Source organism: Phycicoccus flavus (assembly GCF_004025965.2).
GTDB lineage: Bacteria > Actinomycetota > Actinomycetes > Actinomycetales > Dermatophilaceae > Phycicoccus > Phycicoccus flavus.
On record NZ_SAYU02000084.1, the window covers coordinates 3,808 to 16,734 of the forward strand.

The 12,927-nt window shown below is 75.2% G+C and carries 10 protein-coding genes; 3 read left to right on the forward strand and 7 right to left on the reverse strand.

Going from position 1 to position 12,927, the window contains the following annotated elements:
* Nucleotides 1-17: 17 nt before the first annotated feature.
* The 7 genes from EPD83_RS17980 to EPD83_RS18010 form a co-directional block, all read right to left on the reverse strand.
* Nucleotides 18-776, reverse strand: a complete 759-nt coding sequence (locus tag EPD83_RS17980) for a type 1 glutamine amidotransferase (protein ID WP_128366697.1) — start codon at nucleotides 774-776, stop codon at nucleotides 18-20.
* Nucleotides 773-2,071: a Mur ligase family protein gene (locus tag EPD83_RS17985; RefSeq protein WP_128366696.1), complete on the reverse strand. Its 1,299-nt coding sequence runs from the start codon at nucleotides 2,069-2,071 to the stop codon at nucleotides 773-775. The genes EPD83_RS17980 and EPD83_RS17985 overlap by 4 nt, the downstream gene beginning before the upstream one ends.
* 226 nt (nucleotides 2,072-2,297) lie before the next feature.
* Complete coding sequence (locus EPD83_RS17990; protein WP_128366695.1) at nucleotides 2,298-3,224, reverse strand: alpha/beta hydrolase; 927 nt, start codon at nucleotides 3,222-3,224, stop codon at nucleotides 2,298-2,300.
* 62 nt (nucleotides 3,225-3,286) lie between these two features.
* Nucleotides 3,287-5,380 carry an acyltransferase family protein gene (locus EPD83_RS17995; protein WP_164896376.1) on the reverse strand — a complete coding sequence of 698 codons (2,094 nt, stop codon included), beginning with the start codon at nucleotides 5,378-5,380 and terminating at the stop codon, nucleotides 3,287-3,289.
* A gap of 172 nt (nucleotides 5,381-5,552) precedes the next feature.
* Nucleotides 5,553-7,127, reverse strand: a complete 1,575-nt coding sequence (gene guaA, locus EPD83_RS18000) for a glutamine-hydrolyzing GMP synthase (protein WP_205859597.1) — start codon at nucleotides 7,125-7,127, stop codon at nucleotides 5,553-5,555.
* A 155-nt stretch (nucleotides 7,128-7,282) separates the two neighbouring features.
* Nucleotides 7,283-7,669 (reverse strand): DUF3817 domain-containing protein, encoded by a 387-nt coding sequence (locus EPD83_RS18005; protein WP_407676038.1) that lies wholly within the window; start codon nucleotides 7,667-7,669, stop codon nucleotides 7,283-7,285.
* Nucleotides 7,656-8,531 (reverse strand): SURF1 family protein, encoded by an 876-nt coding sequence (locus EPD83_RS18010; RefSeq protein WP_205859595.1) that lies wholly within the window; start codon nucleotides 8,529-8,531, stop codon nucleotides 7,656-7,658. Before EPD83_RS18010 ends, EPD83_RS18005 begins: the two co-directional genes overlap by 14 nt.
* Nucleotides 8,532-8,627: 96 nt before the next feature.
* Here EPD83_RS18010 and EPD83_RS18015 point away from each other — a divergent pair, with 96 nt between their 5' ends.
* Genes EPD83_RS18015 through EPD83_RS18025 form a run of 3 tightly spaced genes read left to right on the forward strand, consistent with a single transcriptional unit; the run spans nucleotide 8,628 to nucleotide 12,708 of the window.
* Nucleotides 8,628-9,161, forward strand: coding sequence for an MOSC domain-containing protein (locus EPD83_RS18015; RefSeq protein WP_205859596.1), 534 nt, complete (start codon nucleotides 8,628-8,630; stop codon nucleotides 9,159-9,161).
* A gap of 56 nt (nucleotides 9,162-9,217) precedes the next feature.
* A complete protein-coding gene (locus tag EPD83_RS18020) occupies nucleotides 9,218-10,933 on the forward strand; it encodes an ABC transporter transmembrane domain-containing protein (RefSeq protein ID WP_165566956.1) in 1,716 nt (571 codons plus the stop codon).
* Nucleotides 10,933-12,708, forward strand: a complete 1,776-nt coding sequence (locus EPD83_RS18025; RefSeq protein WP_128368291.1) for an ABC transporter ATP-binding protein — start codon at nucleotides 10,933-10,935, stop codon at nucleotides 12,706-12,708. Before EPD83_RS18020 ends, EPD83_RS18025 begins: the two co-directional genes overlap by 1 nt.
* Nucleotides 12,709-12,927: the final 219 nt, after the last annotated feature.

The following is a 12,927-nucleotide window of genomic DNA, read 5'->3' on the forward strand; positions in this document are numbered from 1 at the left end:
CCCGGTCGGGGCGTGGCTCAGCGCGAGCCGACGAGCCGGCGCACCTGACGGCCGCGGGCCTCGTCGGCGAGCGGGTCGTCGAGATCCTCGGGCTCGAAGGGCCGGCCCGTCGCGCGTTCGGCCGCCACGGCGATGAGCGCGTCCGAGACCATCGGGTTGGCCGGGAGCAGCGGACCGTGCAGGTAGGTGCCGATGACGTGCAGCGTGCGGGCCCCTTCGGTGCGGTCCTCGCCGTTGTTGCCGTGGCCGGCGAGGACCTTGCCGAACGCCTCCTGCCCGGTGCCGAGCACCGTCGACCCGGAGTGGTTCTCGTAGCCGACGACCCGGCCGAACTCGGTCTCGAGGCAGACCGGCCCGATCATCCGCTTGTCGTTGCCGCGGGTCGTGACGTCGAGGATCCCGAGCCCGGGCAGCACCTGCCCACCGACGGTGTGGAAGGAGTTGCCGAAGAGCTGGTACATCCCGCAGATGACGAGCATGGGGACGCCGTCGGCGGCCATGGTCTTGAGGGTGGGGCCGACGGCCTCGAGGTCGGCCTCGACGCGCGCCTGCCCGGAGTCCTGCCCGCCGCCGCCCATGAGCAGGTGCGCGTCGGCGCGGAGCTCGCCGCCGGGGTGGTGGTCGACGACCTCGGCGGTGTAGCCGTGCCGGCGGATGCGGCTGGCCAGGGCTCGGGTGTTGCCGAGGTCGCCGTAGATGCTCATCTCGCGCGGGTAGAGGTGGACGAGGGTGACCGTGCCCTTGCTCGGGCCGTCCGGGTCGAGGGTCTCGGTCATGCGGGCGTGTCCTCCCCGAAGTGCGCGAGGCCGTGGCGGGCCGCGAGGGTGCGACGCAGGGCCATCATCGCCGTGTACGTGCAGAAGATGCGCTTGGGCTCGTCCGGGTGGGCCGCGACGAAGGCGTCGAGGGCCTCGTCGAGGTCGGGGACGACGCGCGCGGTGGCGACGTCGTCGTAGTGCAGCCGCAGCGCCATGTCGTAGGCGCGCACCCCGCTGGTCAGGGCGACCCCCCGCTCGCGCAGCGACGCGAACGACACGTCGTAGAGCCACGAGACGTCGCGGCCGTCGGCGTCGTTGTCGTTGATCGCGACCATCGTCGCGACGGGCGTGCTGCCGTAGGTGCTCAGGGCGACGCCGAAGCCGGCCGGGTTCTTCACGAGCACGAGCTCGAGCGGCTGCCCGCCGACGTCGATGACCTCCCCGCGGCCGAACGGGGGCTGGACGGCGGCGAGCGCGGCCGCGGCCACCGAGGGGTCGAAGTCGTCGCCGAGCAGGAGGCGGGCGGTGGTCGTCGCCGCCGTCGCGTTGATCATCGCCGCGAGCCCGCGCTGGTGCAGGGTGACCGGGCCGACCTCGAGGTCCGGGAACACGACGTCGAAGGACCGCTCGTCGCGGGGCCGCAGCCGGGCGTCGCCGGGGCCGGGGTCGCGGGTCGTGCCCACGTCGTCGAAGCGGGAGTCGTGCTCGGTGATCTCGGGCAGCCGGTCGGCGATGGAGGCGTCGAGGCCGAACCAGCGGACCGCGACGTCCAGCGCGTCCGCGGCCCGGCTGACGAAGGGGTCGTCGGCGTTGGCGACGACGCCCTGGGTCGAGGCGGCGCCGAGGCGGGCCAGCAGGTCGGCGGTGTGGTCGATCTCGGCGAAGCGGTCCAGCTGGTCGCGCGCGACGTTGAGCAGCAGCGAGTGGGTGGGGGCGACCTCGTCGACGAACCGCATCGCGTGGGCCTCGTCGAGCTCGACGACGACGAGGTCGGCCTCCAGGCGCCCGCGCAGCGGCAGCTGCGGGAGCATCTCGGACAGGACGCCGCGGGTGAAGTTCGAGCCCGTGGGGTTGCTGAACACGGTGCGGCTGTGCGCGCGCAGGACGGCGACGAGCATCTTCGTCGTCGTCGTCTTGCCGTTGGTGCCGCTGACGACGACGATGCCGCCCGGGATGTCGGCGAGCGCCCCGCGCAGGATGCGGGGCTGGATCCGCTCCGCGACGAGGCCCGGGAAGGCCGACCCTCCGCCCCGGCGGCGGGCGAGGGCTCGGACGGTCTTGCCCGCGGCGACCGCGGCGGCCGTTCTCAGCACGCGCCAACCCTAGCCAGCGGGCGGGGCGCGCGACGCGCGACCCTCGCGGACCGGCCGCGGCGTCGGCGGCGGGGGCGGGACCCGGGCCGCCGTGCATCCCGGCCGCGCTCGGCGGCGAGCGTGCCGGATGACGAAGCAACTGCCGCGGCCGGCGGCATCTTGTGCGTCATCCCTCCCGGCACTCCCGTCGAGCACACGCGGTGCGTCGCCGACCGCGGGCTCCGGCTCAGCCGGGCAGGTGGGCGTCGAGCCAGCGGACGACGTCGGCGGTGACCTCGTCGCGGTTGGTCTCGTTGAAGATCTCGTGCCGGGCGCCGGGGTACAGCGTGCAGGTGACGTCGGTGAGGCCGGCCTCGCGGTACTGCCGGGCGACCGTGCGCGGGCCCTTGCCGCCGTCGCCGACGGGGTCCTGGTCCCCGGCGACGAGCAGCACCGGCAGGGTCTTGCGCACGCCCGCCACCTGCGCGGGGTCGTTGATGGCTAGCAGGCCGCCGAGCAGGTCGGAGAAGAAGCCCGACGTGAAGGTGTTGCCGCACAGCGGGTCCGCGACGTAGGCGTCGACCTCGGCGTCGTCGCGGGAGAGCCAGTCGAAGTCGGTGCGGTTGGGCTTGAAGGCGGCGTTGTACTGGCCGAAGGTCAGCCGGTCCATGAGCGGGCTGACGTGGCGGCGACCCCGCAGCCGCGCCTCGGTGGCCGCGATGCCCGCGCCGACCCTGCCGAGCACGCCCGGGTCGCCGGCGCTGCCGGACAGCACGAGCCCGGTGAGGGTCTCGGAGCCGCCGATGACGAACGCCCGGGCGAGGAAGGAGCCCATCGAGTGCCCGAGGAGGAACACCGGCAGCCCCGGGTGCTCGGACCGGGCGAAGTCGCTCACCTGCCGCAGGTCGCCGACGACGGCGTCCCAGCCGCCGGAGTCGGCGAGGTAGCCGTGGTCCTTCTCGTCGGCGGTGCGCCCGTGCCCGCGGTGGTCGGGCGCGTAGACGGCGTACCCGGCACCGGTCAGCGCCTCGGCCAGGCGGGCGTACCGCGCCGAGTGCTCGGCCATGCCGTGCGCGAGGACGACGACCCCCTTGCCCTCCCCGTCGGGCAGCCAGCGGTGGGTGAACAGGGCGGTGCCGTCCGTGGCCGTCACCGTCGTCGTCGTGCTCTGCATGGAAGGCATCCTCGCGCTACCGGTCAGTACCGGGACAGCCTGCCACGAACCGGGCGCGGGCCTCAGCGACCCGAGCGCACCAGGCACTCCGGCGGCGACCCGCCGTCGGCCGGGAAGGCGCGGGCGAGCGCGGCCGCAAGACGGGCGGAGCGCTGCCGGTAGCCCACGCTCGTGTAGTGGATGCGGTCGCTGACGAACCAGGAGTCCTCGACCTCCGAGCGCCAGTCGTACACCCGCATCGAGGGGTAGCGACCGCAGGACTGCTCGAGCGCGGTGTTCCACTTCTGCATCTCGGCGTCCCCGTAGGGCCCCGACCCGCGCAGGGTCTTCGTCGTCGTCCAGAGCACGGGCGTGCCGGACGGGATGTGCCTCATCACGAGGTCGATCCGGTCCCGCAGAGGGACGACGCCCCCGACGTACTGGTTGGCCGCCTCGTTGACGCCCATGACGATGACCCAGCAGCCGCGGTAGCCGGCATCCACCCGACGCGCCACGGCCTCCTCGGCGTTGGCCTGGCCCTTGTAACTCTCGACGATCGAGCGGGCGCCGAGCACGTCGGTGGTGACGTCCGTCGCACCGACCCTGCGATAGCGGGCGTCGACCCGGTCGGCGGCCCGGGGCAGATAGTCGGCGTTCACCAGGCCGATGGACGTCGAGTCGCCGACGTGCACCACCTGCGTGCAGCGAGTCCGCAGCCGACCGCTGCTGCTCTGCGACCCCTCGTCACCCGCTGACGCGCGGCCTCCGCCGCCGGCCGGGTCCTCGCGCGGCGTGGCAGGGGACGACGGGGTACGACGAGGGGCCGGTGTGCGGCGGGTCCGGTCGGGTGAGGGCCTGCTCGTCGCCGTCGAGGTCACCGGGTCCGCGGCGTCGGGGGGCAGCGGGGGCATCGCCGCGCCGTCGATGGTGCCCGGTCCGCCCGCCAGGACCTCCGCCCCCCCGCCGGCGATGGCCTGCGCGCTCAGCGCGGAGGTCGCGAGCACGACGACCGACACGGACCCCGCGAGCACCGCCGGGACCCGGCGCCGGGTCCCCGGGAGCCGGGTGCTCGCCCGGTGCCAGGCGCCGCGGAACCCGTGGCGGCGGACCGGCTCCTCCACGTGCGCCCACGACGCCGCGGCCAGCACGACGGTCGCGAGCACCTGGAGGACGCCTCGGACCACGGGCCGGTCGGCGAGCAGCCCCGGGGGGCTGAAGGCGATGACCGGCAGGTGCCAGAGGTAGATCCCGTAGCTGCGCTCCCCCACCCAGGTGAACGGCCGCAGCGAGAGGATGCGGCCGAGCACCGAGGCGGGCTGGACGACCGCCGCCAGGACCGCGGCCGTCGCGAGCGAGAGGAGCAGCAGACCCCCGCGGTAGAGGGACAGCGAGTACTCGTCGGTCCGGATGACGAGGAACCCGATGACGACCAGGCCCGCCAGCCCCCAGCCGTCGAGCCGGCCGGGCCCCCGGGCGAAGGCCGGTCGTCCTCGCGGCTGCCACATGAGGACGGCCAGGAGCGCGCCGACGAGCAGGCCGCCGGCCCGGGTGTCGGTGCCCTCGTAGGCGCGGGTGGTGTCGAACCCGGGGTGCGCGAGCACCGCCATCAGCCCGAAGGACGCCGCCGTGAGCGCGCCCGTGACCACCGCCACCGTGCGCAGGGACATCCGCGGGAGCACCAGGAGCAGCAGGAGCAGGACCGGCCAGAGGAGGTAGAACTGCTCCTCCACCGCGAGCGACCACAGGTGGTCGAGCGGCCCGGGCCCGGAGATGCGCTGGAAGTAGGAGTCGCCGGAGGCGATGGTGTGCCAGTTCGCCACGTACAGGAACGCGGCGAGGGCCTGTCCCGCCACGGCCGGAAGGCTGCCCCGGTCGACGACCGCGGTCACCGCCAGCACCGTCAGCAGCACCAGCCACACGGCGGGGAGCAGGCGGCGGGCCCGGCGCACCCAGAAGCGCACCAGACCGGCGCGCCCGCTGCGGAACCAGGAGCCCAGCAGGATGGTCGTGATGAGGAACCCGCTGAGGGTGAAGAAGACGCCCACCCCGAGCAGGCCGCCGCCCGTCCCGGGGACGCCCACGTGGTAGGCGATGACGAGGGCGACGGCCACGGCCCGCAGCCCGTCCAGAGCCGGGACGTACCCGACGGGCGCGTCCTGGTCCACCGGTCTGGGCATCACGCCCCCTCTCCACCGCCGGGCCCTTGCCGACATCCACCCCCTCTACGCGCGGGAGCGGAGGGCGGTTGCATCCGGAGGCTGTCCGGTCTGGACCTGCCCCGGACGCTCCCGGGTGGACCGGCGTCCCCGGACGCGCGGGGTCAGCGCGGGGAGTGCGGTGGGGGCGTGGTTACTCCCACTCGATGGTGCCCGGTGGCTTGGACGTGACGTCCAGCACGACCCGGTTGACCTCGCGGACCTCGTTGGTGATCCGGGTCGAGATCTTCGCGAGCACCTCGTGCGGCAGGCGGGTCCAGTCGGCGGTCATCGCGTCCTCGGAGGACACCGGCCGCAGGACGACCGGGTGGCCGTAGGTGCGCCCGTCGCCCTGCACGCCCACCGAGCGGACGTCGGCGAGCAGCACGACCGGGCACTGCCAGATCTCGCGGTCCAGCCCGGCGAGCGACAGCTCCTCGCGGGCGATCCGGTCGGCGGCGCGCAGGACGTCGAGCCGGTCCTTCGTCACCTCGCCGACGATGCGGATGCCGAGCCCCGGCCCCGGGAACGGCTGCCGGTAGACGATGCCCTCGGGCACCCCGAGCTCGAGGCCGACGGCGCGGACCTCGTCCTTGAAGAGCAGGCGCAGCGGCTCGACGAGCTTGAACCGGAGGTCCTCGGGCAGCCCGCCGACGTTGTGGTGACTCTTGATGTTCGCCGTCCCCGACCCGCCGCCGGACTCGACGACGTCGGGGTAGAGCGTCCCCTGGACGAGGAACTCGACGGGGTGGTCCTCGCCGCCGGCGTGCGAGCCGACGACGTCGCGCGCCGCCTGCTCGAAGACCCGGATGAACTCGCGGCCGATGATCTTGCGCTTCTCCTCGGGGTCCTCGACCCCGGCGAGCGCCGCGAGGAAGCGGTCCGCGGCGTCGACGGTGACGAGGTCGACCCCGGTGGCCTCGACGAAGTCCTGCTGCACCTGCTCGGCCTCGCCGGACCGCAGCAGCCCGTGGTCGACGAAGACGCAGGTCAGCTGGTCCCCGATGGCCCGCTGGACGAGGGCGGCCGCGACCGAGGAGTCGACCCCGCCGGAGAGCCCGCAGATGGCGCGCTTGTCACCGATCTGCTCCCGGACGGCGGCGACGAGCTCGTCGACGACGTTGGCCGCCGTCCACTCGCCCGCCAGGCCGGCACCCTTGACGAGGAAGTTCTCCAGGACGCGCTGGCCGAAGGTGGAGTGCATGACCTCGGGGTGCCACTGGACCCCGTAGATGCGGCGCTCGTCGTCCTCGAACCCGGCCACCGGCGCGCCCGACGTCGTCGCCGTGACGCGCATCCCCGCCGGCGCCTCCTCGACGGAGTCGCCGTGGCTCATCCACACCGACTGCTCCGTGGGCTGCCCGTGGAAGAGGGTGGACTCGGTGTCCAGGATGGTCGCCGGGGTGGACCCGAACTCCGAGAGCCCCGTCCTCGCCACCGTCCCGCCGAGCGCCTGCGCCATGGCCTGGAAGCCGTAGCACATGCCGAAGACGGGGACACCGGCCTCGAGGATGCCGGGGTCGAGCCGCGGGGCGCCCTCCTCGTACACCGACGACGGCCCGCCGGACAGGATGATCGCCGACGGCCCCTTCTCGAGCATCTCGGCGGCCGGCATCGAGTGCGGCACGACCTCGCTGAAGCAGTTGGCCTCACGCACCCGGCGGGCGATGAGCTGGGCGTACTGGGCGCCGAAGTCGACGACGAGCACGGGGCGGTCGGCGAGCGCGATGGGGTCGCCGTCCTCGACGACGGCGTGGCTCGGGTCGACCGGCGAGGGGTCGGCGGGCAGCTCGGGGGCGTCGCTCACACGCACAGGCTACTGACGCCCGCGGGCCGGCCTCGACGACGGAGGCGCCACGACGCCCGTCGACGTCGGCGACGACGTCAGGCGGGGGGCGCGCCGGCGGCGGCGAGGCCCGCCTCGACCTCGCGCGCGACGCGTCGCTCGACCCAGAAGGAGAGGAAGGGCACGCAGCCGGCGAGCATGACGAGGACCATCTTCGGCAGCGACCAGCCGACCTTGAAGCCGAGCACGGCCGTCGCCACGACGTAGACGATGAAGATGAACCCGTGCGGCTGAGGCCACCAGGACAGCGGGTTGGCGTCCCCCTTGAGGCCGAACCCGTAGGACAGGACGACCTCGACGACGAGCACGAGCAGCCCGACGCCGACGACGAAGGCCATGACCTCGAAGAACTTCAGGCGGGGGCGGACCGCGTCGACGTCCTCGGGCGCGATGGCGACGCCGGGCCGGGTGTCAGGGGTGCTCACGTCGCCCATTCTCCCCCGCGTGGGCGAGCGTCGCGGCGAAGGGCCCGTGGCCGCCGTCGGGGTCGTCGGCGTCGTCGACAGGGTCGTCGACGGCACGGTCGTCGTCGGGGCGACCGGTCGCCTCCGCGGCACCGGCCGGTCGCGGCGCCCGCGCTGGGCGGGGGCGGGAGTCCTCGCGCACCATGCGCCACCAGAGCCACAGGGCGAACCCCGCGAAGACCCACCACTGGACGGCGTAGGCGGCGTTGCGCCAGGTGACGCCGGTGGGGCCGAGCGGCGTCGGGACCTTCGTCAGCTGCGGACCGTCCGCCGGGTCCTCGGCGCGCAGGAAGAGGAAGGCGTTGTAGAGGTCGCCCGTCCAGGTGTTGACGAGCACCGAGGTGTCGACGGACGCTATCTCGCCCGGACCGACGGGGGCGGTGGACGGCGACTCCCCCGGCGCCAGCCCGCCGGCAAGGGTGCGCGGTCCGCGCGGCGGGGGCCCGGGGTCGGTGCCGTCGGGGACGAAGCCGCGCAGCACCGGCAGCGTCGCGCCCGTGCCGTCGACGACGAAGGGCGTGATGACCCAGGAGCCCGTCCGGCCGTCGAGGCGGCGGTCGGGGACCTCGAGCTGGCCGTTGGCGTACCGCCCGCTGACCGTGACCTGCCGGGCGGACAGCTCGCCGGGGAAGGCGGCGTGCGGGGCGAGGACGGACGCCAGCGGGACGGGCGCCCGGGTCGCGGCCTCCTCGATCGCGGCGCGCCGGCCCCGGTCCTCGGCCACCCCCAGCTGCCAGCGGCCCAGCTGGACGAAGACCCCGGCGAGCACGACGGCCAGCGCCAGCAGCCCGAGGTACCTCGGGGTCAGGGCCGTCCGCAGCACCCGTCGAGCGTACGTGAGCCGCCCGGGTGCTCCCGTCCGACGACCTCGACGGCGCCGCGCAGAAATGCCGGGCCGTCGCGCCTCGTTGAGACCGGCGTGACCGATCCCGCACCGCCGCCCGTCGTCGTCGGCCTGCACCTCGCACCCGGCCGCCGGCTGCCGATGCACGACGTCGACGCCGTCGTGCTCGAGGCGGGTGCGGGCATCGTCGGCGACCGGTACCACGGCTCGCGGCACCGGCACGTGACGCTCCAGGCCGCCGACGACCTCGCCGTGGCGGGCGAGCGGCTGGCCGCGCCCGTCCCCGCCGGACGCACCCGGCGCAACGTCACGGTCGACCGCGGACCCGTCGTCGCGGTCCCCGGCGCCCGGGCCCGGCTCGGCGAGGCGCTGCTCGAGGTCGTCCGCGTCGCCGCGCCCTGCCGGATCATGGACGACGAGGTCGCGCCCGGCGCCGCCCGCGCGCTGCACGGCCTGGCCGGCACGGTGTTCCGGGTCGTCGAGGGCGGGCGGGTGGCCCTGGGCGACGCCTACGTCGAGATCCCGGTCGACCCCGACGAGGCGCGTGAGCGCGCCGCGGCGTCGAGGGCGGCGGCCACCGCGCGGGGCCGGACGGTCCCGCTGCCCTGAGGTCCGGGGAAACCCGTTGGCAGCGTGTCGGTCCCGCGACCTACCGTGGACGGGTCATGCCGACCAGACCCCCGTGGACGTACGGCGTGCGACCCGACGACGACGCCCCCGCCCACGCGGACCGGCTCCTCGTGTGGCTCGCACGCCGCCAGTGGCGATCCCTGCTGGCGGGAGCGTGCTTCGGCATCCCGTGGATGCTGTCGGTCGCCCTCGTCCCGGCCGCGGTCGGGCGCGCCGTCGACGACGGCATCGTCGCCCGTGACTCCGGCGCGCTGCTGCGCTGGACGCTCGCGGTCGTCGGCCTCGGGCTGGTCTCGGCGGCGGCCGGCAACGGTCGGCACTGGTTCGCGGTGAAGAACTGGCTCGTCGCGGCGTTCCGCTCGGGCGTCGTCGCCGACCGTGCCGTCCGTCGCGCCGGGCCGGCGCTGACCCGGCAGATGCCGGCGGGCGAGGTCCTCGCGAGCTTCACGAGCGACTTCGGCCGGATGGGGCACAGCTTCGACGTCTTCGCGCGCTTCATGGGCGCGGTCGTCTCCTTCGTCGTCGTCGCCGTCATCCTCCTGCGCGGCTCGCTCCTGCTCGGGCTCGTCATGCTCGTCGGCGGCCCGGTCCTCGTCGCGACCCTCGCCTTCGTCATGAAGCCCCTGCAACGGCGCCAGAGCGCCCAGCGCGAGGAGGCCGGGAAGCTCACGGCCCTCGGCGCCGACACCGTCGCCGGGCTGCGGGTGCTGCGCGGCATCGGCGGCGAGCAGTCCTTCCTCACCCGCTACCGCGCGCAGTCCCAGACCGTACGGCGGGCAGGCGTGCACGTGGCCGGCACCCAGGCCACGCTGGACTCGGCGCAGGTCCTCCTGCCGGGGATCTTCGTCCTCGTCGTCACCGCGGTCGGCGCCCGCCTGGCCGTCGCCGGGGAGATCACCCCCGGCCAGCTCGTCGCCTTCTACGGGTACACGGCCTTCCTCACCATCCCCCTGCAGACCGCCGTCGAGATGGCCGACAAGCTCATCACCACCCGGGTGGCCGCGCGGCGAGTGGCCCGGATCCTCGGCGTCGTCCCCGACCACCCCGACGACGCGGGCCCCACCGCCGAGAGGCTGGCCGACGGGCCGCTCGTCGACCCCGCGTCCGGGGTCGAGGTCCAGCCCGGCCTGCTCACGGCGCTGGTCAGCGCCCGCCCCGAGGAGACCGCGCTCGTCGCCGCCCGGCTCGGCCGCACCCTGCCCGGCCGGCACGGGGTCACGTGGGCCGGGGTGCCGCTCGACGACCTCGCCGTCGCCGAGGTCCGCCGGCGGATCCTCGTCTCGCAGGCCGACCCGCGCCTGTTCAGCGGGCCGCTGCGCGACGAGCTCGGCGGGACCGACGACGAGTCGCGGCTCGTCGCCATCGACGTCGCCGATGCCGGCGACGCCCTGTCCGCTGTCGACGGCGGGCTGGACGGCGAGGTCGAGGAGCGTGGGCGCTCGCTGTCCGGCGGGCAGCGGCAGCGGCTCGCCCTGGCGCGGGCCCTGCTGCGCGACGCCGAGGTCCTCGTCCTCGTCGAGCCCACGTCGGCCGTCGACGCGCACACCGAGGCGCGGGTCGCCGGCCGCCTCGCCGACCACCGCAAGGGCCGCACGACGGTGCTCGTCACCGCCAGCCCCCTGCTGCTCGAGCACGCCGACGTCGTCCACCTCGTGGGCGACGGGCGGGTGCTCGCCACCGGAACCCACCGCGAGCTGTCCCGCACCGAGCCCGGCTACCGCGCCGTCGTCGTGCGGGGGGAGGAGGACTGATGTCGCCGCTGGCCGGCAGCACCGACCACGCCCGGCGGACCCTGCCCATCGCCGCCGGGTCGGTCGTGCGTGCCCACGTCGGCGTGCTGCTGCGCGAGCACCGGCGCGCCCTGGCCGTCGTCCTGGCCTGGCACCTCGTCGCCGCCGTCGCGGGGCTGGCGGGCCCCTGGGTCATCGGGCAGGTCGTCGGCCTCGTCACCACCGGCCGGGCCGCGGTCACGGACGTCGACGTCCTCGTCGTCCTCCTCGGCGCGGCCGTCCTCGCCGAGACCGGCGCCACGTGGGTCGCCCGGCGCGGGTCGTTCGTCCTCTCCGAGCAGGTCTTCGCCCGGCTGCGCGAGGACTTCGTCGGGTCCGCCGTCCGGCTCCCGCTCTCGACGGTCGAGCGCGCCGGCACCGGCGACCTGCTGGCCCGCACGACCAACGACGTCGACGCCATCAGCTACGTCATCCGCTTCGGCGTGCCGACGGTCGTCGTGTCCGTCACCACCGTCGGCGTCACCGTGGTGGCGGCGGTCCTCGTCAGCCCGCTGGCGGCGCTGCCGCTGCTGCTCACGCCGCTCGTGTGGTTCCTGCCGACCCGGCGCTACCTGCGCCTGGCCGGCCCCGGCTACCTCTGGGAGCACGCGACCTACGCCCGGCTCAACGGCGTCGCCGCCGAGACCGTCGAGGGGGCCGCCACGGTCGACGCCCTCGGCCTGCGCGCCACCCGCGGCGAGCGGTTCGCGGACGCGGTCCGCGAGAGCCACGACGCCGAGCGCTACACGACCGGCCTGCGCCTGCGGTGGTTCCCGTGGCTCGAGGTCGGCTTCTTCGCCCCCATCGCGGGCGCCCTGCTGTGGGGCGGCTACCTCTCGTGGCACGGCGTCGTGCCGGTCGCCAGCGCGACGGCGGTCGTCCTCTACGTTCAGCGGCTGCTGGACCCACTGGGCGAGCTCGTCGGGCTGCTCGACGAGATCCAGTTCGCCGCCACGTCGATGTCGCGCATCCTCGGCGTCGGCGAGGTCCCGCCGGACCGCGTCGCCACGGGCGCCGAGCCCGCCGACGACCACCTCGTCGCCGAGGGCGTCCGCTACGCCTACCGGCCGGGGCACGACGTCCTGCACGGGGTCTCGCTCGACCTGCGGCCCGGCGAGCGGCTGGCCGTCGTCGGTCCGTCGGGCGCCGGCAAGTCGACGCTCGGCCGGCTCGTGGCGGGGGTCGACGGGCCGCGGACCGGCCGGATCACCGTCGGCGGGGTCCCCCTGGTCGACCTCGAGCTCGACACCCTGCGCGGTCAGGTCGCGCTGGTCACCCAGGAGCACCACGTCTTCGTCGGCACGCTGGCCGACAACCTGCGGCTGCCGCGCCCCGACGCCGGCCCGGGCCAGCTGGAGTCCGCCCTGGCCGCCGTCGACGCCCTCGACTGGGCGCAGCGGCTGCCGGAGGGGCTGGAGACCGTCGTCGGGTCCGGCGGGCACGAGCTGACCGAGGCCCAGGCGCAGCAGGTGGCGCTGGCCCGGCTCGTCCTCGCCGACCCGCACACCCTCGTCCTGGACGAGGCGACCTCGCTGCTCGACCCGCGGGCCGCGCGGCACCTCGAGCGCTCGCTGGCGGCAGTGCTCACCGGGCGCACGGTCGTCGCCATCGCCCACCGGCTGCACACCGCGCACGACGCCGATCGGGTGGCCGTCGTCGACGACGGCCGGGTCCGCGAGCTCGGGTCGCACGACGAGCTCATCGCCGCCGACGGCGACTACGCGGCGCTCTGGCGGTCCTGGCGCGACGAGGGCTGAGGGGGTGCCGGCCCTCGGCCGGAGGGTCTGGGCCGGTGCCCGGCGCGCCGATACCCTGGTCGGCACGACCGGGAGGTGGTGACGGTGGAGCGTCGGATGTGGGTGCTCGTGGGCCTGTTCGGGCTGGGCCTCGCCGCCTGGCACGCGAGCGCGCAGCGCTGGGTGACGGCTGTCGTCACGCTCGTCGTCCTCGGTGGGGCGGCGTGGTGGATGTCGCCG

Excerpts from the sequence above, each read along its gene's own strand:
- EPD83_RS17995 (WP_164896376.1), bottom strand. The coding sequence starts at position 5,380 with ATGCCCAGACCGGTGGACCAGGACGCGCCCGTCGGGTACGTCCCGGCT.
- EPD83_RS18025 (WP_128368291.1), top strand. The coding sequence starts at position 10,933 with ATGTCGCCGCTGGCCGGCAGCACCGACCACGCCCGGCGGACCCTGCCC.
- EPD83_RS18020 (WP_165566956.1), top strand. The coding sequence starts at position 9,218 with ATGCCGACCAGACCCCCGTGGACGTACGGCGTGCGACCCGACGACGAC.
- EPD83_RS17990 (WP_128366695.1), bottom strand. The coding sequence starts at position 3,224 with ATGCAGAGCACGACGACGACGGTGACGGCCACGGACGGCACCGCCCTG.
- EPD83_RS17980 (WP_128366697.1), bottom strand. The coding sequence starts at position 776 with ATGACCGAGACCCTCGACCCGGACGGCCCGAGCAAGGGCACGGTCACC.